21 protein-coding genes are annotated in these 25,103 nt (G+C 73.5%); 11 read left to right on the top strand and 10 right to left on the bottom strand.

Annotation, left to right across the window (positions count from 1 at the left end; translation table 11 throughout):
* Positions 1 to 267 precede the first annotated feature (267 nt).
* Positions 268 to 1,806: a glucoamylase family protein gene (locus ROT00_RS17905; protein WP_404776394.1), complete on the top strand. Its 1,539-nt coding sequence runs from the start codon at positions 268 to 270 to the stop codon at positions 1,804 to 1,806.
* Positions 1,807 to 1,910: 104 nt separating this feature from the next.
* On the opposite strand, the gene ROT00_RS17900 is transcribed toward ROT00_RS17905, so the two are convergent.
* Positions 1,911 to 2,342 carry a DUF1761 domain-containing protein gene (locus ROT00_RS17900; RefSeq protein ID WP_251204852.1) on the bottom strand — a complete coding sequence of 144 codons (432 nt, stop codon included), beginning with the start codon at positions 2,340 to 2,342 and terminating at the stop codon, positions 1,911 to 1,913.
* A gap of 111 nt (positions 2,343 to 2,453) precedes the next feature.
* On the opposite strand from ROT00_RS17900, the gene ROT00_RS17895 reads away from it, so the two are divergent.
* On the top strand, positions 2,454 to 3,263 hold the full coding sequence (locus tag ROT00_RS17895; RefSeq protein WP_404776393.1) for a hypothetical protein: 810 nt from the start codon (positions 2,454 to 2,456) through the stop codon (positions 3,261 to 3,263).
* A gap of 81 nt (positions 3,264 to 3,344) precedes the next feature.
* Here the strand turns inward: ROT00_RS17895 and ROT00_RS17890 are convergent, their stop codons facing one another.
* The 3 genes from ROT00_RS17890 to ROT00_RS17880 all read right to left on the bottom strand — a co-directional run bounded on the left by ROT00_RS17890 (position 3,345) and on the right by ROT00_RS17880 (position 7,316).
* Positions 3,345 to 4,145, bottom strand: coding sequence for an LLM class F420-dependent oxidoreductase (locus ROT00_RS17890; RefSeq protein WP_404776392.1), 801 nt, complete (start codon positions 4,143 to 4,145; stop codon positions 3,345 to 3,347).
* Positions 4,146 to 4,287: 142 nt separating this feature from the next.
* Entirely contained in the window at positions 4,288 to 5,667 is a 1,380-nt protein-coding gene (locus tag ROT00_RS17885; RefSeq protein ID WP_230765484.1) for an APC family permease, read from the bottom strand.
* A gap of 26 nt (positions 5,668 to 5,693) precedes the next feature.
* Complete coding sequence (locus ROT00_RS17880; RefSeq protein WP_404776391.1) at positions 5,694 to 7,316, bottom strand: amidohydrolase; 1,623 nt, start codon at positions 7,314 to 7,316, stop codon at positions 5,694 to 5,696.
* A 105-nt stretch (positions 7,317 to 7,421) separates the two neighbouring features.
* Here ROT00_RS17880 and ROT00_RS17875 point away from each other — a divergent pair, with 105 nt between their 5' ends.
* From ROT00_RS17875 to ROT00_RS17865, 3 genes are all read left to right on the top strand, one after another.
* Positions 7,422 to 8,039: a TetR/AcrR family transcriptional regulator C-terminal domain-containing protein gene (locus tag ROT00_RS17875; RefSeq protein WP_404776390.1), complete on the top strand. Its 618-nt coding sequence runs from the start codon at positions 7,422 to 7,424 to the stop codon at positions 8,037 to 8,039.
* A 172-nt stretch (positions 8,040 to 8,211) separates the two neighbouring features.
* Positions 8,212 to 8,649, top strand: coding sequence for an Lrp/AsnC family transcriptional regulator (locus ROT00_RS17870; protein ID WP_189085248.1), 438 nt, complete (start codon positions 8,212 to 8,214; stop codon positions 8,647 to 8,649).
* An 11-nt stretch (positions 8,650 to 8,660) separates the two neighbouring features.
* Complete coding sequence (locus tag ROT00_RS17865; RefSeq protein WP_404776389.1) at positions 8,661 to 9,038, top strand: GntR family transcriptional regulator; 378 nt, start codon at positions 8,661 to 8,663, stop codon at positions 9,036 to 9,038.
* 88 nt (positions 9,039 to 9,126) lie between these two features.
* Here the strand turns inward: ROT00_RS17865 and ROT00_RS17860 are convergent, their stop codons facing one another.
* Positions 9,127 to 10,281 (bottom strand): SLC13 family permease, encoded by a 1,155-nt coding sequence (locus ROT00_RS17860; RefSeq protein WP_404776388.1) that lies wholly within the window; start codon positions 10,279 to 10,281, stop codon positions 9,127 to 9,129.
* A gap of 114 nt (positions 10,282 to 10,395) precedes the next feature.
* On the bottom strand, positions 10,396 to 11,589 hold the full coding sequence (locus ROT00_RS17855) for a RimK family alpha-L-glutamate ligase (RefSeq protein WP_404776387.1): 1,194 nt from the start codon (positions 11,587 to 11,589) through the stop codon (positions 10,396 to 10,398).
* 26 nt (positions 11,590 to 11,615) lie between these two features.
* On the opposite strand from ROT00_RS17855, the gene ROT00_RS17850 reads away from it, so the two are divergent.
* Positions 11,616 to 12,095, top strand: coding sequence for an ATP-dependent zinc protease family protein (locus ROT00_RS17850; RefSeq protein WP_404776386.1), 480 nt, complete (start codon positions 11,616 to 11,618; stop codon positions 12,093 to 12,095).
* 66 nt (positions 12,096 to 12,161) lie between these two features.
* On the opposite strand, the gene ROT00_RS17845 is transcribed toward ROT00_RS17850, so the two are convergent.
* Positions 12,162 to 15,815, bottom strand: coding sequence for a proline dehydrogenase family protein (locus ROT00_RS17845; protein ID WP_404776385.1), 3,654 nt, complete (start codon positions 15,813 to 15,815; stop codon positions 12,162 to 12,164).
* A 258-nt stretch (positions 15,816 to 16,073) separates the two neighbouring features.
* Between ROT00_RS17845 and ROT00_RS17840 the strand changes: the two genes are divergently transcribed.
* Complete coding sequence (locus tag ROT00_RS17840) at positions 16,074 to 17,006, top strand: LysR family transcriptional regulator (RefSeq protein WP_404776384.1); 933 nt, start codon at positions 16,074 to 16,076, stop codon at positions 17,004 to 17,006.
* A 25-nt stretch (positions 17,007 to 17,031) separates the two neighbouring features.
* Here ROT00_RS17840 and ROT00_RS17835 read toward each other — a convergent pair whose 3' ends face one another.
* A complete protein-coding gene (locus ROT00_RS17835; RefSeq protein WP_404776383.1) occupies positions 17,032 to 17,808 on the bottom strand; it encodes an alpha/beta hydrolase in 777 nt (258 codons plus the stop codon).
* 101 nt (positions 17,809 to 17,909) lie between these two features.
* Between ROT00_RS17835 and ROT00_RS17830 the strand changes: the two genes are divergently transcribed.
* Positions 17,910 to 18,545 (top strand): TetR/AcrR family transcriptional regulator, encoded by a 636-nt coding sequence (locus ROT00_RS17830; protein WP_404776382.1) that lies wholly within the window; start codon positions 17,910 to 17,912, stop codon positions 18,543 to 18,545.
* Between the two features lie 48 nt (positions 18,546 to 18,593).
* On the opposite strand, the gene ROT00_RS17825 is transcribed toward ROT00_RS17830, so the two are convergent.
* Both ROT00_RS17825 and ROT00_RS17820 read right to left on the bottom strand, forming a co-directional pair.
* The gene (locus tag ROT00_RS17825; protein WP_404776381.1) at positions 18,594 to 20,186 is read right to left on the bottom strand and encodes a hypothetical protein; all 1,593 of its coding nucleotides are present in this window, start codon (positions 20,184 to 20,186) and stop codon (positions 18,594 to 18,596) included.
* 94 nt (positions 20,187 to 20,280) lie between these two features.
* Positions 20,281 to 21,258 (bottom strand): helix-turn-helix transcriptional regulator, encoded by a 978-nt coding sequence (locus ROT00_RS17820; RefSeq protein WP_404776380.1) that lies wholly within the window; start codon positions 21,256 to 21,258, stop codon positions 20,281 to 20,283.
* Positions 21,259 to 21,318: 60 nt separating this feature from the next.
* Between ROT00_RS17820 and ROT00_RS17815 the strand changes: the two genes are divergently transcribed.
* From ROT00_RS17815 to ROT00_RS17805, 3 genes are all read left to right on the top strand, one after another.
* Positions 21,319 to 22,335 carry an ATP-binding cassette domain-containing protein gene (locus ROT00_RS17815; protein ID WP_404776379.1) on the top strand — a complete coding sequence of 339 codons (1,017 nt, stop codon included), beginning with the start codon at positions 21,319 to 21,321 and terminating at the stop codon, positions 22,333 to 22,335.
* 95 nt (positions 22,336 to 22,430) lie between these two features.
* Positions 22,431 to 23,264, top strand: coding sequence for an ABC transporter permease (locus tag ROT00_RS17810; protein ID WP_404776378.1), 834 nt, complete (start codon positions 22,431 to 22,433; stop codon positions 23,262 to 23,264).
* 135 nt (positions 23,265 to 23,399) lie between these two features.
* Complete coding sequence (locus ROT00_RS17805) at positions 23,400 to 25,097, top strand: phytoene desaturase family protein (protein ID WP_404776377.1); 1,698 nt, start codon at positions 23,400 to 23,402, stop codon at positions 25,095 to 25,097.
* Positions 25,098 to 25,103 lie beyond the last annotated feature (6 nt).

Here is a 25,103-nt window from a genome sequence, read left to right as displayed (position 1 = left end):
CCCGCACCCGCCGCCCACCCCACCCGCCCGCGGCCCCGCCGCCTGCGAGTTGCACGACGATCCGGGCGGCACGCCGTGCGGCGCCCGCGCGCCGCGACATCCGTCGTGCGACTCGCCGAAAGTCCCGAGAGTCCCGACGACCCGGACGCCGCGCGCCGCGCGCGGCCGCACCACGCACCACCCGCCACTCGTCTCAAATACCTTGCACTTGTTCGGTTTTAACGAGAGGCTGCCCTTCGTCCCGTCCGAACGAACGAAGGAGTTCCCATGCGAACGAGACTGCGCGCCCTGCTCGGCGGGGCGCTCGCGATCGCACTGCTCGTCCCCGCGACCGCCGCGAACGCCGGCGGCACCGGCGGTGGGAAGGGCGGCGAACGCGACACGCTGTTGCGCTACGCCGCCGACACCTGGACGTCGATGGCCGCCATGACCGACGAGGGCACCGGGCTCGTCGCCGACCACATCGACGGCGAGCTGACCGCGCCGAGCGGGTACACGAGCCCGACGAACATCGGCGGCTCGCTCTGGTCGACCGTGGTCGCCCGCGACCTGAAACTGATCTCCCGCGGCGAGGCGCGCGAGCGGATGGCCCGCACCCTCACGACCCTCGCCAGCATGGAGCGGCACGAGCCGAGCGGCATGTACTACAACTGGTACTCCCCCGCCGACGGCTCGAAGCTCACCAGCTGGCCGACCGACGGCAGCGCGGTGCATCCCTTCCTCTCCACCGTCGACAACGGCTGGCTGGCCGCCGCCCTGCGCATCGTCGCCGACGCCGAGCCGCGCCTCGCGAAGCAGGCCGACGCGCTCTACGCGAGCATGGACTTCGGCTGGTTCCACGACCTCGCGGCCACCCCCGAGGCGGGCATCAATCGCGGCGGCTTCTGGGTCGAGCCGCCGCCCGGCTGCTCGGTGCCCGGCAACTACGGCGACGACGGCCCCGACGTGTACTACACGTGCCACTGGTACGACACGACCGTGAGCGAGGCGCGCATCGCGACCTACCTCGGCATCGCGAACGGGCAGATCCCGCCGGAGTCCTACTACGGCACGCTCCGCACGATGCCCGATCGCGGCTGCGACTACGCCTGGCAGGAGCAGAAGCCCAACGGCGAATGGCGCGAGTACCTCGGCGTACCGGTCTACGAGGGCGTGTACGAGTACCGCGGCATGAAGCTCGTGCCCGCCTGGGGCGGCAGCATGTTCGAGGCGCTCATGCCCGACCTCTTCATCCCCGAGGCCGAGTGGGGCGAGGACTCCTGGGCGGTGAACCACGAGGCGACGGTGCGCGCGCAGATCGAGCACGGCATGGAGGAGGCCGGCTACGGCTACTGGGGCTTCTCCCCCGCCTCAGACCCGTTCGCGGAGTACCGCGAGTACGGCGTCGAGGCGATCGGCATCAGCGCCGACGGCTATGCGAGCGATGTCGAGCGCACGAACGTGGATGCCGGGTACGAGGGATGCCGCGAGGCCACGAACCCCGAGCCGGACTTCGGCGACGGGGTGGTGACGCCGCACGCGGCGTTCCTCGCGCTGCCGTACGCGAAGGACGAGGCGCTCGCCGACCTCGCCGGGCTGAAGGAGGAGCTCGGCGCCTACGGTCCGGGCGGCTTCTACGACGCCGTCGCCGTCGGCAGCGGCACGGTGGCCGAGCGCTACCTGAGCCTCGACCAGTCGATGATCCTGGCCGCGATCGGCAACGAGTTGCAGCGCGACCGGGTGAAGGACTACTTCGTGGACCGCGGCTTCGAGCGTGCCGTGCGCCCGCTCGTCGAAGCGCTGGAGTTCGGCTCCGAGCTGCGCTGAGCCGGGGCCCGCGCCCAGAACCCGAGTTGCCCGACTTCCATGGAAGTCGGGCAACTCGGGTTGGCGGGCGGGCGCGGGTTACACCGTGCTCGCGTGCGGGCGCGCTACACCGTGCCCGCGGGCGGCCAGACGCCGATGATGAGCGCCATCACGAGCACGGTCACGAGCTCGTGCGCGATGTTCATCGTCGTGAGCGCGGGCGGCCGGCCCTCGAAGGCGTCGTGAGTGATGAATCGGGCGGCGGTGAACCCGGCCCAGAGCGCGCCCGCGGTGAGCAGTGCGCCGAGGAGGAAGTTGCCGCCGTAGAAGTGCCACGCGATCGCCGTGGCGCCCGCGAGCACCCAGGCCGTGATGAAGCTCACGAGCACGGTCACGAGGATGGCGCCGACGGCGCTCGAGGCGGCCCCGTCGAGGTCGACCTTCGCGAGCTTCGCCCAGCGGGTGCCGAAGACCTTCGGCGTGTACCAGATCGAGCCCACGACCATGCTCGACAGCGTCGCGAGGATGACGGCCCAGTAGTTGATCTCAGGGGTCATGACGGCTCCTTCTCGAGCGCGGATGTTGTGCCGAGCGTAGCGCCGACTTCGACTGAGGCGGCGGATACGGCATGCTGGGGCGACCGGCGAGTGCCGGAGATCGGAGTCCGCATGCCGCAGCCCGACGACGCTCCCCGCCCCGGCTCGCGTCGCGCCGAACTCGAACGCCTCGTCTACGGCGCGGGGGCGAACGCCGAGGAGCGGGCTGCCGCCGAGCGCGAGCTCGCTGCGCTCGAGCTCACTGAGCCGACACCGCCGAGCGGCGCGGCCGCACGGGATGCGTCAGCGGCCCAGGATGCCCCGGCAGCGCCGGATGCCTCGGGCGCGTCGGATGCCTCGGCCGCTCCCGGGACCGCGGCCGGCGCCGGCCCCGCAGCATCCGCCACCGCGACCGCGACAACCGCGACCGGCGCGACCGACCCCGCCTCCCGCCACCCCTGGTACCGCTCCCGCACGCTGCTCGTCGCGGCATCCGCCGCGGTCTTCGCGCTCCTGCTCGGCGGCCTCGCCGGCTGGCAGCTCTCGCGCGCGGCGATGGCGAGCGGCGGGCTCGGCAGCCCCGTCGCCGGCTCGGGGGCGGAGGCGGCGCTCGATCGGGCCGCGGACTTCGACGACCGCCCCGCGATCTTCGACGCCGAGTCCGGCATCGACCGCGACACCTTGCGTCGCATCGGCTCCGCCGAGAGCGGGGTCACCGCCTACGGCGCGCGCAGCACGGACGGCCGGGAGCTCTGCCTCGCGGTGATGTGGGAGCGGATGGGCGGCGGCGGATCGACTTGCACGAACGGCGGCCGCTTCCCGCCGAACGGTCTCACGATGGACATCGGCACGAACGACCCGGCCGTCGAGAACGGGCTCATCACGCTGCGCGCGACCTGGTTCGCCGACGGCACGGTGCAGCTCGGCATCCCCCTGCTCTAGCGAGCCGGGCGCCACCCGCGCTGAGCCGGCCGGCCCGCGCTGAGCCGGCCGGGCCGGGCACGCCGGCCGGGCCGGCCGCGCTCAGGCGTTCTTCGCGTCGCGCCACTCGATCCAGCGCCGCACCGGCGCGAGGTCGTAGTCCGGGCCCGAGACGCCGATCGTGAAGAGCCGCACGCCGGCGTCGTACAGCGCGTCGGCGTGCTCCACGTCCTGCCCGGCGCGGTCGAGCTCGTTCGAGACGGTGATCTCCGAGACGTCGCGGCCGACCTCGTCGCCCCAGCGCTTCAGTACGTCGAGCTTGTGGCCGAGCTCGTCGGGCTGCACGAAGGAGTGCCAGATGTCGGCGTGCTCGGCGACGATGCGGAGCGTCTTCCGCTCCCCCTTGCCGCCGATCATCACGGGGATGTCGCGGGTGGGCGCCGGGTTCAGCTTCGCCCAGCGCGCCCGCACCCGCGGCAGCGCCTCCGCGAGCGCGGCGAGCCGGGTGCCCGGGGTGCCGAACTCGTAGCCGTACTCGTCGTAGTCGCGCTCGAACCACCCGGCGCCCGTGCCGAAGATGAAACGGCCGGTGCCGCCCTTCGCCGAGACGTGGTCGAGGGTGCGCGCCATGTCGGCCTGCAGGTCGGCGTTGCGGTACGAGTTGCAGCTCACGAGCGTGCCGAACTCGATGCGCTCGGTCTGCTCCGCCCAGGCGCCGAGCATGCTCCACCCCTCGAAGTGCAGGCCGTCGGGGTCGCCGTACAGGGGGTAGAAGTGGTCCCAGTTGAAGACGACGTCGGCGCCGAGGTCCTCGACGCGCAGGACGGCGTCGCGGATGGCGGAGTACTCGGCGTGCTGCGGCTGGAGCTGCACGCCCAGGCGTGCGCGGGAGTCGAGGGTCATGTCGCCAGCCTACGGTCTGCCAGGGCACCGACGGCCCCTCTGCCCGGGCACCGACGGCCCCTCTGCCCCCTGCGCGCACGCCGCTCCGCCAGGGTTGCCCGACTTCCCTGGAAGTCGGGCAACCCCGGCGGGAGTGCGAGTCCTACTCCTTCAGGTCGAGCATCGGCGTCGGCCGGCGGAAGCCGCGCGTCACGATCGCGAGGATGACGACGCCGAGCGCGAGCCACGACAGGCCGATGATGAAGGTGCGGCCCGAGAGGCTCGTCCACAGCCACACCGTGAGCGCGAAGCCGATGAGCGGCAGCACGAGGTTGTTCAGCACGCCGAGACCGGTGCGCTCCTTGCCGTCCAGGAAGTAGTGCTTCACGACCGAGAGGTTCACCACCGAGAAGGCGATGAGGGCGCCGAAGCTGATCATCTCGCTCAGCAGGGTGAGGTCGAAGACGAGGGCGAGGAGCGAGATGGCCGAGACGATGAGGATCGCGACGACCGGCGTGCCGAATCGCTTGTTCAAGTGGCCGAACACCCGGCGGGGCAGCACGCCGTCACGGCCCATCGCGAACAGGATGCGCGCGACGGAGGCCTGCGAGGTGAGCGCCGATCCGGTCGCACCCGCGACGTAGCCCGCGATGAACAAGGTCGACAGCCACTGCCCGCCCGCGGCGCTCACGACGTCGACGCCCGCGGCGTCCACCGAGGTGAAGTCGTTCGAGGGGAACACGAGCTGCGCCACGTAGGAGAGCAGCACGAACACGAGGCCCGCGCTGATCGTCGTGATCATGATGGCCCGGGGAACGGTGCGCTTCGAGTCCTTCGCCTCCTCCGCGAGCGTCGACACCGAGTCGAAGCCGAGGAAGGAGAGGCACAGGATGGCGGCGCCCGCGAACAGCGCGCCGAAGCCGTCGACGGTGCCGTCGCCCTGGAACGGCAGCAGCGGGTCGACCCCGTTGCCGGCCGCGGTCGAGAAGCCGAGCGCGACGAACACGACGATGAAGATCGTCTGCACAGCGATGATGACGAAGTTCGCCCGGTTCACCGAGACGATGCCGACGACGTTCAGGATCGTGACGAGCGCGATCGCGGCGACGACGAACACCCACGCGGGGATGCCCGGGAACGACGCCGAGAGGTAGATGCCGAGCACCAGGTAGTTGATCATCGGCAGGAACAGGTAGTCGAGCAGCAGCGCCCAGCCGGAGAGGAAGCCGACCGCGCCGCCGAAGCTCCGCTGCGTGTACACGTACGCCGAGCCGGCGTACGGGTAGGCGACCGACATCCTGGCGTAGGAGCGCGCCGTGAAGACCATCGCGACGAGCGTGATCAGGTACGCGACGGGCACTCGGCCGCCGGTGACCTGGGTGACGATGCCGTAGGTCGTGAACACGGTGAGCGGCACCATGTAGACGAGGCCGAAGAGCACGAGCGAGGGCACGCCGAGCACGCGTTTGAAGCGGCCCTCCGTGACTTGCGCGGTGGCGGTGGTCGCCGAGATCAGCGGATCGTGGGGCGAAGCCTGGGACATGGCCGGGTTCCTTTCGTGGTGCGGCGCTACGCTGCGCCGCGGTATCGGGGGCTTCCTGCGAGATAGGTGGAGCGGATGGCGAGGGCGGGCAGCTCGGCGGGGGCGAGCTGCCTGGGGTCCGCGGCGAGCACGACGAAGTCGGCGCTCGCGCCCAGCTCGATGCGCCCCCAGGGGGCGGCGGCGAGGTCGGCGAAGCCCTGGTGGGCGACGGCGGACGAGTAGGCGTCGAAGGCGATCGCGGCGTCGAGGATCTCGGCGGGGGTCCAGCCGCCGGCCGGCACGCCGTCGGCGGTCTGCCGCGAGACGGCGATCGCGAGCCCGTCGAGCGGTGCGCCGGAGCTCACGGGCCAGTCGGAGCCGAACGACAGCGCGGCGCCGGATGCCTCGAGCGAGGCCATGCGGTACTGCCGGTCGGCGCGCTCCTGACCGAGTCGGGGCACGGTGAGCACGGTCATCAGCCCGTCGAGCTGGGCCCACAGCGGCTGCATGCAGGCGATCACGCCGAGTTCGGCGAAGCGGTCGAGGTCGGCGTCGTCGACGAGCTGGGCGTGCGCGATGACCGGGCGGCGGTCGCGCGGGCCGTTGGCGGCGATGGCGCCCTCGATCGCGTCGAGCGCCTGGCGCACGGCGGCGTCGCCGATGGCGTGGATGTGCACCTGGAAGCCGGCGGCGTCGACGGCGCGCACCGCCTCGGCGAGCGACTCGCCCTCCCAGACCGACATGCCGTGCTTGTGCAGCGCGGAGCAGTAGGGCTCGAGCAGCGCACCGGTCTCCGACTCGATCACGCCGTCGGCGAAGAACTTCACGGTGTGCGCGGTGAGCATGGGCGAGCCGAGCGCGTCGACCCGCTCGCGCGCCTCGCGCATCGCGGGCAGCTGCGCGGGGAAGCGCCGCGGGTCGGCGTAGAGGGCGAGGTTGAAGCGGACGGGCAGGATGCCGCGCTCCGCCGCCTCGAGGTAGCTGTCGACGTCGCCGGGCTCGACCCAGGCATCCTGCACCCAGGTGACCCCGCGGGCGAGGTAGTACTCGCCCGCGCGCACGATGGCCCGCATGCGCTGCTCGGCGGGCCGCACGGGGGCGGCGTCGAAGACGAGGTCGACGGCGCCCCATTCGCGGAGCGTGCCGAGCGGGCTGCCGTCGGCGCGGCGGGTGATCTCGCCGAGCACGGGGTCGGGCGTCGAGGCGCCGATGCCCGCGAGCTCGAGCGCCCGGGAGTTCACCCAGACGGTGTGGTAGTCGTAGGCGCGCAGCACGACCGGGCGGTCGGGCACGGCGGCGTCGAGCCAGCGGGCGTCGAAAAGGCCCTCCTCGACGAGGCTCGGGTCGTAGGAGGCGCCGAAGATCCACTCCTCCTCGGGGTGCGCCGCGGCGTACTCGGCCACGGCGGCGACGATGTCGTCGACGGAGGTGCAGCCGCGCACGGCGGGCCCCTCGGCCTCGAGGCCGCCGAACAACGGGTGGGCGTGGCCGTCGCCGAACGAGGGCATCAGGAATCCGCCGTCGAGCTCGACCCGCTCCGCACCCTCGGCCGCGGCATCCGCCGCCTCGTCGAGCGCGACGATCACGCCGTCGTCGACGAGGAGGGAGCGGGCCGGGGCCTCGCCCGCGCCGCGCCAGATCGTTCCGCCGGAGAAGTGGATGGCCGTCATGCACCGTTGCTTTCACTCGGACGAACAGCGTTCATACGAACACTGTTCGTGTGGGTGTAGAGAGGCTACACTCTCGGCAGGGCTCAGGGAAGGGGGGATGCCTCGATGCCGACCGTGAACCGCGAGCAGATCATCACCGCCGCCCTCGCGATCGTCGACGAGCAGGGCAGCGACGCGCTGACGATGCGCACGCTCGCCTCGCGCGTGCACCGCCAGGTCTCCTCGCTCTACAACCACGTCGGCAGCCGCGACGAGCTGATCGAGCTCGTGCGTGCGCGCATCGTCGAGGACATCGACACCTCCGCCTTCGCGGTGCAGCCCTGGGACGTCGCGCTCGAGGCGTGGGCGCGCTCCTACCTCCGGGCGTTCGCCGCGCACCCGAACCTCATCCGCATCCTCGCGACCACGCCCATCCGCGACATCTCGACGTTCGAGATCTACGACGACGTCATCGGGGCGCTCATCGAGGCCGGTTGGCCGATGCACGACGCCGTCGCCGTGATGCGCACCGTCGAGGCGCACGTGCTCGGCTCCGCCCTCGACATCGTCGCCCCGAGCGACATGCTCGATCAGGCCTCCGTGCCCGCGGAGCTCGCGCGCGTGCACGCCGCGCTCGCCCCCGAGTACGAGGCGTCGACGAGCGCCGCCGCGGCGTTCGAGCTCGGCATCCGCGCCCTGCTCGACGGCCTGCGCACCCGCCGCGCCGCGGTCGCCCCCGCCTGAGCCCCCCTGCCCCGGGCACGCCGGTTCGCTCGACCAGGGTTGCCCGAATTTCATGAAAGTCGGGCAACCCGGGGAGTGATGTGCCCCGTTTGCGAACGATTCCGCAACGACCCGCAGGATTCGCGCGCGACCGCGCGACGGCACGCAACGGTCCCGCGTACACTCGCGTTCCATGGACAACCTGGACCGAGCGATCCTCGATCTTCTGCGGCAGAACGCCCGCGCCGGCTACGGCGACATCGGCTCCTCCGTCGGGCTGTCGGCCTCGGCGGTGAAGCGCCGCGTCGACAAGCTCGTCGCCGAGGGGGTCATCCGATCGTTCACGATCCAGGTGGACCCGACGGTCGACGGGATGTCCACGGAGGCGTACGTCGAGCTGTTCTGCCGAGGCACCGTCGCCCCAGAGGAGCTGAAGCGCATCCTGCAGGAGGTGCCCGAGGTCGTCTACGCCGGCACCGTGACCGGCTCCGCCGACGCGATCGTGCAGATCCGCGCACGCGACATCGCCTCCCTCGAGGACGCGCTCGAACGCGTGCGGATCGCCCCGAACGTCGACCACACCCGCAGCGCGATCGTGCTGTCGCGGCTCGTGAACCGGGTGCGGGACTGAGCGGGCGCGCGATGTCGGAGCCCGGCGCCGGCCTGTCGCTCACGATCGACCCGGACGCGGCGACCGCCCCGTTCGAGCAGCTGCGCGCCGCCGTCGTCGAGGCGGTGCAGTCCGGTCGACTCGCCCCCGGCGACCGGCTGCCGACCGTCCGCGCGCTCGCCGAGCAACTCGGCCTCGCGACCAACACGGTGGCGAAGGCGTACCGGGCGCTCGAGGGCGACGGCGTCATCGAGACCCGTGGCCGCAACGGCACCGTGATCGCCGAGCACGGCGACGCGGGCCGGCGCGCGCTCCAGCGGGCCGCGGCCGACTACGCGGCGCTCGCCCGCCGCGTCGGCGTCGAGGCCGAGGACGCGCGCGCGATCGTCGACGCCGCACTGCACGGCTGACGCCCGGACGGTCGTTCGCGGGTGCACGCCCGGGGCATCCGGAGCATCCGTGGCACCTGCGCCCGGTGCACCCGCGGCATCCGCGCGCTCAGCCCGCCGTGAGCGCCAGGGCCAGCGTCGCCCCGCCGACCGTGAGCGGCGCGACGAGGAGTCCGAGCGCGGCGTAGCGCCACCACGAGATCGTCACGCCCATCGAGACCAGCCGCTGGTGCCAGAGCAGCGTCGCGAGCGACGCCCACGGCGTGACGATCGCGCCCGCGTTCACGCCGATGAGGAGCGCGGCCGTGCGCAGCGGCGACTCCGCGAAGGGCTCGAGCGCGAGGAACGCCGGCAGGTTGTCGATCGCGTTCGCCGAGAGGGCGGATGCCCCGGCCAGCCGCAGCAGCTCGAGCGAGCCCTCGCCCGTGCCCGCGAACGCCCCGAGCAGCGCCGTCGTGCCGAGCTCGTGCGCCGACTCCATCGCGAGGAACAGGCCGCACACGAACACCACGAGCGGCCAGGGCACGAGGGAGATCCGGAGCACGCGCGGGCGGCGCGCGGCGAAGACGAGGGCGAGCACGACGGCCGCGGCGGTCGCGGGGATCCACACGGGGATGCCCGAGACGAGGAGCGGCACCAGCGCGACGAGCACGCCCACGGCGGTCCAGAACAGCGGGCGGTCCGGGATCGCGGCCGGCTCGTCGGGCGCGAACCGGGCCGCGAGGTCCCGCCGCCAGACGAGCAGCACGACGACGACGGGCACGAGCACCGCGACGAGCGCCGGTGCGGCCATCAGCGCGGCGAACTGCAGCGGATGGAGCCCGAGCCGCTCGGCGGCGAGCAGGTTCGTCAGGTTCGAGACCGGCAGCAGCAGCGAGGCCGTGTTCGCGAGCCACACCGTCGTGAGCGCGAACGGGATCGGCGGCAGCCGCACGTGCGCGGCGAGCGAGACGACGACGGGCGTGAGCAGCACGGCGGTCGTGTCGAGGGAGAGGAACACGGTCGACGCCGTCGCGAGCACCACGACGAGGAGCCACAGCAGGATGGCGCGGCCGCCCGCCATCCGCGCCAGCCGCTCCGCGAGCGCCCGGAAGACGCCCGCCTCGGCGGCGAGCTCCGCGACGACGGTCATCGCGACGACGAAGCCGAGGATCGGCCCCGAGCGCTCCGCGAGCGCCGCGACCGCCTCGAGCGGGAGCACGCCGGTGAGCACCGCGACGAGTCCGAGCACGGTGAGCACGGCTCCGACGATCGCGATGCGCACCAGGCGAGGGTAGTCGATCCGGCGGCCCGCAGCGGTGCAGCGGCCGGTCGGGCGATGCCGCGTCTCGCAGCGACGCCCGGCCTCGGGACGCCGCCGCTCCTCGTCGCGCCGCCGCTACTCGGTCGTCGGCATCGCCTGCTTCGGGAGCTTCCGCACCTTCGCGCGCCGACGGCGGCGCTCGGGGATCATCGAGCGCATCTCCTCGAGCTTGCCGAAGCAGAGCAGCCGGTCGCCCGACTCGAGCAGCACGCCCTTGCGCGGGTTCGGGATGACGTTCGCGCCGCGGTGCAGGGTGAGCACCGTGATGTCGCGCTCCCACAGCCCGGACTCCCCGAGCGTCTTGCCGACGAGGTCGGCGTTCGTGTGCACGAGCAGCTCGGCGACGCCGTAGCCGGTCGACACCGTGAGGCGCTGGCGCACGTCGATCTCGGGGAAGGCCACCTGGTTCGCGATGTAGTCGATGATCGCGCCGGCGACGTCGAGGTTCGTCGCCGCCTCGATGCCCTGGAGGCCCGGCGAGGAGTTCACCTCCATGACGAGCGGGCCGTGCTCGCCCTCGAGCATGTCGACGCCGGCGACCTTGAGGCCCATGATCTGTGCCGAGCGCACGGCCGCCTGCTCGTACTCGGGGGTGAGCTCGACGGGTTCGACGGTGCCGCCGCGGTGCACGTTCGAGCGGAACTCGTCACCGTTCGCGACGCGGCGCATGGCCGCGACGACCCGGTCGCCGACGACGAGGGCGCGGATGTCGCGGCCGCGGCTCTCGGCGATGAACTTCTGGATGAGCACGTTCTGCTTCGTCGAGTGCAGCGTCTCGATGATCGCCTCGGCGACCTTCACCTGCGGCGCGAGGATGACGCCGATGCCCTGCGTGCCCTCGAGCAGCTTGATGACGACCGGCGCCCCGCCGACCCGCTCGATCGCCGGGCGCACGTCGGCGCGGTTGCGCACGAAGGCGGTCGGCGGCAGCGCGATGTTGTGCCGCGACAGGATCTGGTTCGCGCGCAGCTTGTCGCGGGCGTTCGAGATGCCGTTCGCGGTGTTCGGCGTGTAGACGTCCATCTGCTCGAACTGGCGCACGACGGCCGTGCCGAAGTAGGTGATCGAGTTGCCGATGCGGGGCAGGATCGCGTCGTAGTCGCTCAGCTGCCGTCCGCGGAACTGCAGATCGGGCTCGGGCCCCGCGAGATCGATCGCGAAGCGCAGGGTATTCAGCACCTTCACCTGATGGCCGCGCTGCTGCGCTGCGGCCCTCAGCCGTTGGGTGGAATACGCGTGCGGCGCGCGCGAGAGGATCGCGAGTTTCATGCTGGGTGCCCTGCCAAGATGGACGAGTGAGTTCGAGTTCCCATTCAAGCACCATCGCCGGATGGCGCGAATGGGCGAGCCTCCCCGGGCTCGGGGTGGACTGGATCAAGGTGAAGCTCGACACCGGGGCCCGCAGCTCCGCGCTGCACGCCTTCGATCTCGAGGAGTTCGAACGGGACGGCGAGCCCTGGGTGCGCTTCGGCGTGCGCCCCTGGCAGGGCTCCGACGAGGACGACGTGCGGGTCGAGCTGCCCGTGCACGACCGGCGGCTCGTGCGCAGCTCCTCGGGGCACACCGCCGAGCGCATCGTGGTGCTGCTCGACGTCGTGCTGCTCGGGCAGCAGGTGACCGCCGAGGTCACGCTGACGAACCGCGACGAGATGGGCTTCCGCATGCTCGTCGGCCGCGAGGCGCTGCGCCAGGGCTTCGTCGTCGACTCGGGCCGCTCCTTCGTGGGCGGCCGCGCGCCGAAGCACACGCGCCGCCGCAACCGCGGCCGCGACTGACCCCTGCTTCAGGGTTGCCCGACGTTCATGAAAATCGGGCAACTCGGGAGGTTTCGGAGCCGGCGCCTAGATCACGCCCTGCGACAGGGTCGTCGGGTTGCCGAAGCGGTGGTTCGTGATCGAGATCGCCTGCTCGTGCAGGAAGGGCAGCAGCTCCACCCGGCCCGAGGGCGTCACCGGGTGCGCCCAGACGGCGACGTCGGGCGCACCGCCGAGCGCCTGCGCGAGCGCCGAGGCATCCCCGCCGACGAGTCGCACCCGGTTTGCACCGAGCGCCGCCGTGCCCCGCTTCGCGATGCGGGCGAGCCAGGCGGCGTCGTCCTCGCGCGCGATCCGCACGTCGCGGGCGGCGAGCACGGTGCGCACGCCCTTCGGCAGCTCGAGCGCGGTCGACACCTCGAAGCGGGACTTCGCCGTGAGCCCCGCGGCGATGACCCGGAGGCCCTCGGCGAGATCGGCGTCGTCGGAGATGCGCACGGTGACGGGCAGCGGGCGGTAGCGGAAGACGTTCCGCTCGACGCCGAGCTGCGAGGCGTCGCGGGCGACGCCGTACTCCTCGGCCCAGGCGACGGCGTCGCTCAGCGCCGAGCGGCGGAGCACGTCGAACGACTCGTAGTCGAGGGCCGACTGCGAGGCCTCGATGAGCTCGGTGATGCGCTTGTCGAGGCCGCGCAGGTGCAGCGTCGAGGACTGGCGGCCGTGCTCCGGCTCCCAGCTGCCGAGCCCGAACAGGTAGTTCGGGCCGCCGGCCTTCGCGCCGGCGCCGACGGCCGAGCGCTTCCAGCCGCCGAAGGGCTGGCGCTGCACGATCGCCCCGGTGATGCCGCGGTTGACGTACAGGTTGCCCGCCTCGACCTGGTCGAACCAGCTCGCGAGCTCCGCCGGGTCGAGCGAGTGCAGCCCCGCGGTGAGCCCGTAGTCGACGGCGTTCTGGAAGCGGATGGCCTCGTCGAGGTCCTTCGCGTGCATGATGCCGAGCACCGGGCCGAAGAACTCGGTGAGGTGGAAGTACGAGCCGGGCTGCACGCCGGTCCTGATGCCCGGCGACCAGAGCTTCCCGCTGTCGTCGAGCTGCTTCGGCTCGACGAGCCACTCCTCGCCGATGCCGAGCTGGGTGAGGGCGTGCAGCAGCTTGCCCTGCGCCGGCTCGATGATCGGGCCGATCTGGGTGCGGGCATCGGCCGGGTAGCCGACCCGCATCGAGCGGGCGGCGTCGACGAGCTGACGGCGGAAGCGCGCGGACTTCGCGACCGAGCCGACGAGGATGACGAGCGAGGCCGCGGAGCACTTCTGCCCGGCGTGCCCGAACGCGCTCTTCACCACGTCGGACGCGGCGAGGTCGAGATCGGCCGAGGGCGTCACGATGATCGCGTTCTTGCCGCTCGTCTCGGCGAGCAGCGGCAGGTCGGCGCGGAACGAGCGGAACAGCTCGGCCGTCTCGTAGGCGCCGGTGAGGATGACCCGGTCGACCTCGGGGCTCGAGACGAGCTGCGTGCCGAGCTCGCGCTCGCCGACGTCGACGAGGGCGAGGAGCTCCTTCGGGATGCCGGCCTCCCAGAGCGCCTCGACCATGACCGCGCCGGAGCGCTGGGCGAGCTTCGCGGGCTTGATCACGACGCCCGAGCCCGCGGCGAGCGCGGCCAGCACGCCGCCCGCGGGGATGGCGACCGGGAAGTTCCACGGCGGCGTGACGACGGTGAGCTTCGAGGGCACGAAGACGGCGCCCTGCACGTGGTCGAGCTCGCGGGCGCGCTCGGCGTAGTAGTGCGCGAAGTCGATCGCCTCGCTGATCTCGGGGTCGGCCTCGGCGATCGTCTTGCCCGCCTCGGCGGCCATGACCTCGATCAGCCGGTCGCGGTTCGCGGCGAGGGCGAGTCCGGCCCGGTGCAGCAGGGCGGCGCGCTCGGCGCCGGACTTCCGCCCCCAGGCCTCGCCGGCCGCCGCGACGCCGGCCATCAGCTCGGCGAGCGTCTCGGCGTCGTCGACGCGGGCGGCGCGGATGGTCTCGATGCCGAGCTCCGACGACGGCACCCGTTCGAGGATGCGCCGGCCCCACTCGCGGTTCGCGGCGAGCGCCGGGTCGGTGTCGGGCTCGTTGCGGAAGCCGGGGGTGAGCCCCGGCCCCTGGAGCGCTGAGCCCGTCGCCTGGTCCGCTGAGCTCGTCGAAGCGCCGCTCGAGCCCGTCGAAGCGCCGCTCGAGCCGCGGGTGATGCCGAGCACGACGTTCGTGAGCCCCTCGTCGGCGTGCTCGCTGCCGGGAGCCGGCGCGTCGAGGCGGGCGAGCGCGGCGTCGAGCGCGTCGCCGTCCCACTCGGTGCGCCGGTTCTGGGTGCGGTTCGGCGCGGGCGCCTCGCCGATCTCGGGCTCGAGGGCGGCGAGGGATCGCTCGTAGCGCACGTGCTCGCGGTCGAAGAGCCCGCGATCGTCGGCGAGCTCGAAGACGGCCGACATGAAGTTCTCCTGGCTCGCGTTCTCCTCGAGCCGGCGGATCAGGTAGGCGATGGCCACGTCGAACTCGGCGGGGTTCACGACGGGCGTGTACAGCAGCAGCCGGCCCACGTCGCGGCGCACGGCCTCCGCCTGCCCCGTCGCCATGCCGAGGAGCATCTCGAACTCGACGCCGGCCTCGACCCCGCGGGCCTTCGCGGTGAGCCAGGCGTGGGCGACGTCGAAGAGGTTGTGCCCGGCGACGCCGAGGCGCACGGCGTCGATCCGCTCCGGGGTCATCGACCAGTCGAGCACCCGCTTGTAGTTGGTGTCGGAGTCCTGCTTCGTCGAGTACGTGGCGACGGGCCAGTCGTGGATCGCGGCATCCACCTGCTCCATCGCGAGGTTCGCGCCCTTGACGACGCGCACCTTGATGGGGGCGCCGCCGCCCTGGCGCCGGGTCTTCGCCCAGGCCTGCAGCTCCTGCATGGCGCGGAGCGCGTCGGGCAGGTAGGTCTGCAGCACGATGCCGGCCTCGAGCTCGGCGAGCTGCGGCTGGTCGAGGAGCGCCGTGAAGACCGCGATCGTGAGGTCGAGGTCGCGGTACTCCTCCATGTCGAGGTTGATGAACTTCGGCTTGCCGGCGGCCGAGCTCGTCGCGGCGAGCTCGTAGAGCGGGGTGAGCTTGTCGACGACCTTCGCGACGGCCTCGTCGAACGACCACATCGAGAGCTGGCTCACGACGGAGGAGACCTTGATCGAGACGTAGTCGACGTCGTCGCGGGCGAGGAACTCGTAGGTGCCGGAGAGGCGGCGGTCGGCCTCCTGCTCGCCGAGCACGGCCTCGCCGAGGAGGTTCAGGTTCAGCCGGTTGCCGCCCTCGCGGAGCTTCGCGATGGCGGGGCCGAGCTTCGCGGGGGTCGCGTCGAGCACGAGGTGGCCGACCATCGCGCGGAGCACGCGGCGGGCGATCGGGATGACGAGCCAGGGCAGCACGGGGGCGAAGACGCCGCCGACCCGGATGGCCGCTTTGAGATACCACGGCAGGAACTTCGGGGTGAGCTTCGCCACCTGCTCGAGCGTGCGGCCGGCGACGCCGAGGTCCTCGGGGCGCATGACGCCGTCGACGAAGCCGACCGTGAAGGCGAGGCCGTTCGGGTCCTTCAGCACGCCGGCGAGGCGCTCGGCGGCCGGGTCGACGGGGTGCTCCGCGCTCTCGGCGAGCCAGCGGCGGACGAGGGAGACGACGTCGTCGGTGCGCGGGCTGCCGGTGGCTGCGCTGAGGTTCGTCATGGTCACGACAGTACTGTCCTTCACTGGAAGCGGGGCGGGACGCGGGCGGGCGTGCCTGGTGGCGGCGCCGGCGGATGGCCGGGCGTCGAGTCAAGTGTGCGGCCGCGCGTTCGTTCGGTACAGCGAATGATTCCGATGGATACTGTTCATGATTTCCGAATGGTTGCTCCCCCAAGATTTCGACGTGCCCGACTTCCATGGAATTCGGGCACGTCGAGAGATCAGAAGCACCGAGAGAAAGAACGAGAGGATGCCGAGATGCTCGACGTGCGCCGACTGCGCCTCCTCGTGGAGCTGAGCCGGCGCGGCACGCTCGCCGCGGTCGCCGAGGCCCTCTCGTACAGCCCGTCGTCGGTGTCGCAGCAGCTCGCCCAGCTCGAGCGCGAGGCGGGCGTGCCGCTGCTCGTGCAGGCGGGCCGCCGGGTGCAGCTCACCCCGCAGGCGCTCGTGCTCGTCGAGCACGGCATCGCGGTGCTCGACCGGCTCGAGGAGGCCGAGGCGGAGGTCGCCCGCTCGCTCACCGCCGTCGGCGGCACGGTGCGGCTCGCCGTGTTCCAGTCCGCCGCGCACGCGGTCGTGCCGCAGGCGCTCACCCTCCTCGCGGCGGAGCATCCGGCCCTCCGCGTCGAGGTGACCGAGCGCGAGCCCGAGGCCGGGCTCTTCGAGGTCGCGGCGCGCGACTTCGACCTCGTGCTCGCCGAGCAGTATCCGGGGCACACCCGTCAGCACCGGCCGGAGCTCGACCGGGTGCCGCTCGTCGCGGACCCGATCAGGCTGGCCCTGCCCGGCGACATCCCCGCGCCCGTCGCGCCGGCGCGCGCCGACGCGACCCTCGCGGACGCGGCATCCCTGCCCTGGGTCCTGGAGCCGGCCGGCACCGCCTCGCGCGAGTGGGCCGTGCAGCTGTGCCGCGAGGCCGGCTTCGAGCCCGACGTCCGCTTCGAGACCGCCGACCTCATCGCCCACATCCGGCTGATCCGCGCCGGGCACGCGGCGGGGCTGCTCCCCGACCTGGTCTGGGCGGGCGAGCCGCCGAGCGTCCGGCTCGCGGAGCTGCCGGGCCGCCCGCAGCGCGAGGTGTTCACGGCGACCCGGCACGCGGCGGCGACGCGCCCCGCCGTGGTCGCCTGCCGCGACGCGCTCGCGCGGGCGGCCCGCGCCGCAACTCCGGCGCCGCGCCCCGCGGGCTGAGCCGGGAGGCGCGGTCGGCTCAGCGCTACGCGTCGAGCACGCGGCCGAGCCGCTCGGCCATCGCCGCCGGCTCCCAGCTGTGCCACGCGCCCGAGACCCGCTCCGAGGCCCCCGCGGGCGCGGCATCCGCGATCGCGTCGGCGGCCTCGGCCATCCCGGGGAACGTCTCCGTGCCCACCACCGCGAGCACCGGCACGGCGAGCCCGCCCAGGTGCGCGCCGAGGCCGTCGGCCTCGATCGAGGCGAGCGCCTCGCCGTCGGGGATCCAGCTCAGCACGAGCCCCGGGTAGTCGGGCGAGCGGCGCAGCTCCTCGAGCCACTCCGGCGGCATGCCGACCATGTAGGCGGCGACGGCGTCCTCGAGCCGGCCGTCGGCGACGGCCTGCTCGACCACCGCCCACCACGCGGGCGCACCGCCCTCGAACTGTCCGAACGGAGCCTCCCAGAGCACGAGGCCGGCGAGACCGGGCACGCGGGGTGCGGCCCGCACCGCGATGGCGCACCCCGAGGAGTGTCCGACGAGCACCACGGGCGCGGCGGCCGTCTCGGCGAGCGCGGCGATCGCCTCGAGCTCGCGCTCCAGCGCGATCGGGCCGGATGCCGGGGAGTCGCCGCGCCCGACCCGGTCGTGCACGATCGCCTGGTGCCCGCGCTCGGCGAGGAGGCGGCCGGTCTCGGCGGTGACCGGGTCGTCGGCGCGGGTGGGCCCGGCGCCCTGGATGAAGACGACGGCGGGGGTTCCCGGCGCGCCGTAGCGGTCGAAGGCGACGCGGTCGCCGCTCGCGGTGGTGATGGTTTCCATCGAGGCATCCCCATTTCTAGACTCACTAGTCTTGATTCCTGATGAATATAGACCCGTGAGTATGATGTTTGCAAGAGCCGGACCGATCGGAGGAGGAGCGGATGCGCCCCAGCTCGCTGCAGAAGCGCGAGGCCGCCCTGCGCGCCGCCGAGCGCCAGTTCCTCGCGACGGGCTACGAGTCGGTCACGATGGACTCGATCGCCGCCGAGTGCGGCATCGCGAAGCAGACCCTCTACAGCCACTTCGGCAGTAAGCGCGCGCTCTTCCTCGAGCTCGTCACCGCGGAGACGGTCGGCACCCGGCGCGCGGTGCTCTCCCCGCCGCCGCGCATCGACCCGCACGACGAGCCGCGGGCCGCGCTGCGCGAACTGCTCGTCGGCCAGCTCCAGGCCGTGCTCACGCCGAAGATCGTCGGGCTCCGCCGACTCGTCATCGGCGAGCTGACCCGCTCCCCCGAACTCGCCGAGGCCCTCTACGAGCACGGGCCGAAGCGCGCCATCACGACCCTCGCGGGCATCATCGCCGAACTGCAGTCCGCGGGCGTGCTGCGCACCGCCGACCCCGAGCGGGCCGCCGCCCAGTTGAACTGGATGGTCATGGGCGAACCGCTGAACCGCGCCATGATGCTCGGCGACGCCTCCCTGCCCGACCGGCCCGAGATCGAGGCGCAGGTCGACGCCGCCCTCGAGCTCTTCTTCGACGGGCTCGGCACCGACCCCGGCATTGGCCCTCGCTGAGCGGAGCGCGACGAGCCGGCGCACCGCCCGGCCTCGGATGCCGTCCTGCTACCGCCCGAGCAGCGACTCGGCGAGCTTCGCCGCGACCGGTTCGAGCTGCGCGATCCGCTCGCGATCGGCCTCGCCGTCGACCCCGTCCTCGCGTACGGGTCGCACGACGAGCACCACTTCGAGGTACCCGGGCTCGCTCGGGGAAGCGAGGGCGATGCGCGCGGTGCGCCGGTACTCCGTCAGCGCCCCCTCGATCTCGCCGAGCTCGGCGGCGTGCCCGCCCAGCTCCACCGCCTCGCCCCGAGCCGCCGACGGCCGCTCGGCCAGGGCATCGGTCGAGGCCCGCAGTTGCACGACGAGCGAATGCCCCGGCTCGACGAACTCGCAGACGAAGGGCGCATCCTCGCGGACCGCGTCCTGCCGCACGACGAGCGGCGCGCGGAACTGGCCCATCACCGTCGAGAGCGGGCCCTGCGCGGCCGCGCAGAGGGCATCGGGATCGGCCTCGCCCCGGACGAGCACCTCGGTGGGATTCGCCGGCACCGGCACGCCCTCGCGCATCGGGGCGCACTCGCGCGCGACCGGGTCGAGCGCGTCGGCGCAGCCGGCGGAGGCGGCGGTGTCCTGCTCCTCGCCCTTGGCGTAGAGCAGCTGTTCCGGTCCGGGATCGGCCGGCGCCTGGCTCGCGAGCTGCGGCGCGAGCTCGGCCGCCAGGCGCTCGGCGTCGTCGCAGCGCTCGGCGGAGAGCTCGGCGCGCAGCACGAGCCCGGCGTGCCCGGGGTCGCTCGCCGGCCGGGCGTCCCAGGACAGCGTGCATCCGCCGTCGGCACCCGGCTGCACGAGCGCCGGGACGCCGCCGAGCGAGACCACCTCGAGCTCCGCGCGGGCACCGGACCTCGCCCACTCCTCGAACGGCGCGAAGTAGTCGAGCGTGAAGCCGACGAGCGGGCCGGTGAGCGGCTCGGCGTCGGGCGCATCCCAGAGCCCGCAACGCGCGAGCGAGTCGAAGCGTCCGGCGAGCGGTCGGAGCTCCGCGCCCGCTGGAGCGGCCGACCCCCCGGCGACGGCGGCGAGCGCATCGCAGGCGACGAGGCCGTCGTCGCCCTCCCTCGCGAGCGAGCGCGGGTCGCTCCGCAGCGCGACCGCCGCGCGGCTCGCGAAGGAGTCGGCGAGGGTGCAGTCGTCGCCCGGTGCGCGCAGCTGGCGGAAGCGGATGGCGTGCTCGAAGTCGACGGGCAGGAGCACGCTGCATCCCTCGGCCGGGTCGCGCTGCCGGTAGGCGGTGATCGCCCCGACCGGCGACCCGCCGACGCTCGTGCGCTCGGACCAGAAGCGGTCGTCGGCGCCGAAGTCGACGAGGAGCTCGACGCGGGCGAGCTCCGGCAGCTCGCAGTCGAAGAGCCCGCCGCGCGGGACCGCCTCGACGCCGGCGAACGCGGCGTCGTCGCGGTCGATCTCGAGGAGGGCGCACGGGTCGACGGCGGCGAGCGCGCGGCGCACCTCGTCGCTCGGACGGTCCTCGTTCAGCGGCGGCGCCTCGCGCTCGACGGGCGGGCTGGGCGCGACACCCGAGGTGCAGCCGGCCAGGAGCCCGACAGCGAGGAGCGCGCCGAGGAGTGCACCGAAGGGCGCGGTGCTGCGACGCGACATGCGACCTCGATTCACGCGATGGTATCCCACCGTCTCACGCCGCCCGCCCGCGGGCAAGCCTCACCCGCCGAGCCGCAGGCCCGCCGAGCGCGCATCAACCGGCTGCCGCGGCGAAGCGGCGTGCCTCCTCCGCGAGGAGTGCCCGCAGCTCGTCCCCCTCCACCGCGTACGCCGCACCGCGGGGCAGCCACACGAGCGCCATCGCGAGCGCCTCGACCGAGTCCGCCTCGAGGGGCCACGCGCAGTGCCCGGCATCCACCGTTTCCAACTCCCGCCCCCACCAGCCGAGGTGCTCCGCGAGCTCGGCGCGCGGCAGCGCGACCACGATCCGCGCGGTGGCCGAGCTGCGTCGGTATCTGGTCGCTCGCTCGACGCGTTCCCGGGCCTCCTCCTCGCCCATGGGCCGCGGCTCGAAGCGCACGCGCGTCTGGAAGACCTCGGCGACGCGATCGACGCGGAAGGTGCGCCAGTCGTCGCGCTCGCGGTCCCAGGCGAGGAGGTACCAGCGCCGCGCGATCGGCACGAGGCGGTGCGGCTCGACGCTGCGCGCGGTCTCGCCGCCGTTCGCATCGGTGTACCGGAAGCGGAGGCGCTCGGCGTCGCGGCAGGCGAGCGCGAGCAGGCCGAGCAGCTCCGAATCGACCGCGGGCACCGGCCGGCCGTCGCGGCCGGCGGCCGGCAGCGGTCCGGCGGCGTGCGACTGCAGCGCCTCGATCCGGCGGCGGAGGGCCGGCGGCAGCACCTGCTCGATCTTCGCGAGGGCGCTGAGCGTCGTGTGCTCGGCGCCGCGGAGCCCGGCGGTCGCCTGGGAGCGCAGCCCGACCGCGATCGCGACCCCCTCATCGTCGCTGAGGAGGAGCGGCGGCAGCCCGGTGCCCGCCTCGAGTCGGTAGCCGCCAGCCACGCCGCGGAGCGACTCGATGCCGTAGCCGAGCTCGCGCAGCCGCTCGACATCGCGGCGCAGGGTGCGCTCGCTCACGCCGAGCCGGTCGACCAGTTCGTGCGCGGTCCAGTGCCGGTGGCTCTGCAGCAGCGAGAGCAGTTCGAGCGTTCGCGAGGTCGTGGCGGCCATGCAGCGATTCTCCTCCGAAACCGGACAGAAACTGACCGGATGCCTCGAGAAGCTGTCGACATGACGAAGCACACGCAGGCCGATTCCGGCCAGATGATCACCGCCCGCGGTTTGACGAAGACGTTCCGCTCGAAGGGGCAGACGGTCGAGGCGGTGCGCGCCGTCGACCTCTCCGTCGCCGCCGGAGAGCTCATCGCGTTCCTCGGGCCGAACGGCGCGGGCAAGTCCACGACGCTCCGCATGCTCACCACGCTCCTGCCCGCGACGAGCGGCGAGGCCGTCGTCGCCGGCTGCGACGTCCGCCGCGACCCTGCCGGGGTCCGCCGCCGCATCGGCTACGTCGGGCAGGGCAGTTCCGGCGGGCACACCCAGCGCGTCCGCGACGAGCTGCACGCGCAAGGCGCCTTCTTCGGCCTCGGCCGCCGGGAGACGCGGGCGCGCGCAGCCGAACTGCTCGAGTCGCTCGAGCTCGGGGCGTTCGCGAACCGCACCGTGCAGTCGCTCTCGGGCGGGCAGCAGCGCCGCCTCGACATCGCGCTCGGGCTGATCCACCGGCCGGAGCTGCTCTTCCTCGACGAGCCGTCGACCGGGCTCGACCCACACAGCCGCGCGAACCTGTGGGAGCACATCGTCGAGCTCCGCCGGTCGACGGGCACGACCATCTTCCTCACCACGCACTACCTCGACGAGGCGGATCAGCTCGCAGAGCGGGTGATGGTCATGGACCACGGCCGGGTCATCGCCGACGACACGGCCCCGGCGCTCAAGGAGTCGCTCGCGGGCGACCGGATCACGCTCGGCTTCGCGAGCCCGGCGGATGCCTCGGCCGCCGCGGCACGGCTCGGCGGCGAGCCCGATCTGGCCGATCCTGCCCGGCTCGTGCTCACCGAGGCCGACGGCGCGCGCGCCCTTCCCCGGCACCTCCGGGAGCTCGCCGGCGCGGGCCTTGAGGTCGTCACGGCGACGCATCGCTCGCCGACTCTCGACGACGTCTTCCTCGCCCTCACCGGCCGGAGCCTCCGCGAGGAATCGGCGCCGGGCGGGTCCGGGGCGGCGCCCGCGCAGGCCGCCGCCTGACCGGCATCCGCCGATCCGCATCACCACGCCACCGCCACCGCCACCGCCACCGCCACCGCCACCGCCACCGCCACCGCCACCGAAGGAGCCTGACCATGAACACGATCGCCGATCCGACCGCCGCGGCTGCGCCGACGTCCGCCGCACCGACCCCCGCGCGCCCCGCGCCCCGCCGCACCGGCTTCGCCCGCGACACCGCAGCCGTCTTCGTACGGGAGTCCCGCCCGCTCGTGCGCGACCCGTTCAGCGTGCTGTTCTCGCTCGTGCAGCCGCTCGTCTTCCTCGGGCTCTTCGGCCCGCTGCTCGTCGGCGCCGCGGGCGGCGACGTCGCGGGCACGCTGCAGTGGTTCGTGCCCGGCATCCTCGTGATGGTGGCGCTATTCGGCACCGCCTCGACGGGGGCCAACCTGCTCTTCGAGATGCAGACCGGCTCGCACGAGCGCACCCTCGTCGCACCGCTCTCGCGGAACGCGCTGCTCGTCGGCCGTGCGCTGAAGGAGGTCGTGCCGCTCATGGTGCAGGGCACGATCGTGGTCCTCGTCGCGGTGCCGTTCGGCTTCAGCGTGAACGTGCCGGGGTTGCTCCTCGGCCTCCTCGTGCTCGCCGTCTTCGGCATCGGCTTCGGCGCCCTGAGCTACGCGCTGGCGCTCGGCTGCCGCAACCGGGATTGGATGTTCTGGATGGTGCACCAGACGCTGCTGTTCCCGCTGATGATCCTGTCGGGCATGCTGCTGCCGCTCGAGGACGGCCCGGAGTGGATGCGCGTCGCCGCCGCCGTGAACCCGCTGAGCTACCTCGTCGGCGCCGAGCGGGCGCTGCTCGCGGGCGACTTCGGCGCCCCGGCGGTGCTCGGCGGGGCGATCGCCGCGGTCGTCACGTGCGCGATCGGTCTCGTCGTCGGCGTGCGCGCGATGCACCGGGCCCGCTGAGCCCCGCCCGGTCCTCGAGAGGGTCGTTCTGCGACCGTGGATGCCGCCGGCACCCGCGCCCGAGTCGGAGAACGACCCCCTCGCCGGGCGCCGCGACGAGCACCCCGCGACGACCGCCGGGGCTACGCTCGATCCATGCGCGCGCACGACGTCGTCATCCTCGGCGGGGGCCACAACGGGCTCACCGCCGCCGCCTATCTCGCCCGGGCCGGGCTCGACGTGCTGCTCCTCGAGCGCGACGACCACCTGGGCGGCGCGGCCGTCTCGGCCGAGGCGTTCGACGGGGTCGATGCCCGGCTCTCGCGCTACTCCTACCTCGTGAGCCTGCTGCCGCGCCGCATCGTCGACGAGCTGGGTCTCGAGCTCGAGCTCGTGCGCCGCCGCTTCTCCTCGTACACGCCCGACCCGGCCGACCCCGGGCGCGGGCTCCTCGTCGACCGCGACGCCGACGACGCCGCCCTCACCGCGGCCTTCGCCCGGGTCGGCGCGGAGGGCGACGTGCCCGCCTGGCGAGAGCTCGGCGACGACACCGCGCGCCTCGCCCGCGCGGTCTTCCCGACGCTCACGGAGCCGCTGCCGACCCGCGAGGAGGCCCGCGCCCTCGTCGGCGACGACCGCGTCTGGCGGGACTTCGTCGAGCGCCCGCTCGGCGAGGCCATCGACGCCCGCTTCGCGAGCGACCTCGTGCGCGGCGTCGTCGCGACCGACGGCCTGATCGGCACCTTCACCGCCCTCGACGATCCGGCGCTCGACGCGAACCGCTGCTTCCTGTACCACGTGATCGGCGGCGGCACGGGCGACTGGGACGTGCCCGTCGGGGGCATGGGGGCCGTCACGGGCGAGCTCGAGCGGGTCGCCCGCGCGGCGGGCGCGACGCTGCTGACGGGGGCCGAGGTGCTCGGCGCGAACGCCGAGGGCGCGGTCAGGTACCGGGATGCCTCGGGCGAGCAGCTGGTCGCGGCGGGCACGATCCTCGCGAACGTCGCCCCGGCCGTGCTCGACCGGCTGCTCGCGGCGGGCGCGCCGTCACCGGGCCGGGCCGACGCGGACGCCGCCGGTGCCGACGCTGCCGCGGGGGCATCCGCCCCGCGCACGCAGGCGCCGTTCGCCGACGACCGGGTCGCGGGCGTGCCGCCGGTGGTCCTCGAACGCCTCCGCCATCTCGACGCCCCCGAGGGCGCGCAGGTGAAGGTGAACCTGCTGCTCACCCGCCTCCCCCGGCTCCGCGACCCGGAGGTCGCGCCCGAGCAGGCGTTCGCCGGCACGTTCCACATCAACGAGCTCGAGTCGCAGCTGGAGGGGGCGTTCCGCGCTGCGGCGCGCGGCGCCATCCCCGACCCGCTGCCCTGCGAGATCTACTGCCACACCCTGAGCGACCCGTCGATCCTCTCCCCCGAGCTCGCCGCCTCCGGCGCGCACACGCTCACCGTCTTCGGCATCCACGCCGCCGACCGCCTCGGCGAGCGCTTCGGCGCCGAGGAGCTGCGCGAGCGCCTGCAGCAGGCGGTGCTCGACTCGCTCGACTCCGTGCTCGCCGAGCCCATCGCCGAGGTGATCGCGACGGATGCCTCGGGGCGGCCGTGCATCGAGACGAAGACGACGCGCGATCTCGAGGCGGCGCTCGCGATGCCGGGCGGGCACATCTTCCACGGGCCGCTGTCGTGGCCGTGGGCGGAGCCGACCGCGAGCCTCGCGACGCCCGCCGAGCGCTGGGGCGTCGCGACGGCGCACGAGCGGATCCTGCTGTGCGGCTCCGGCGCGGTGCGCGGCGGCGCGGTCAGCGGGGTCGGCGGGCAGAACGCGGCGATGGCCGTGCTCGAGGCGCGCGGCTGACGCGCG

The organism is Agromyces mediolanus, assembly GCF_044917495.1.
GTDB classification, from domain to species: Bacteria; Actinomycetota; Actinomycetes; order Actinomycetales; family Microbacteriaceae; genus Agromyces; species Agromyces mediolanus_B.
Note: the sequence above shows the minus strand (reverse complement) of the source record. Positions and strands in the feature narration are given on the sequence as shown.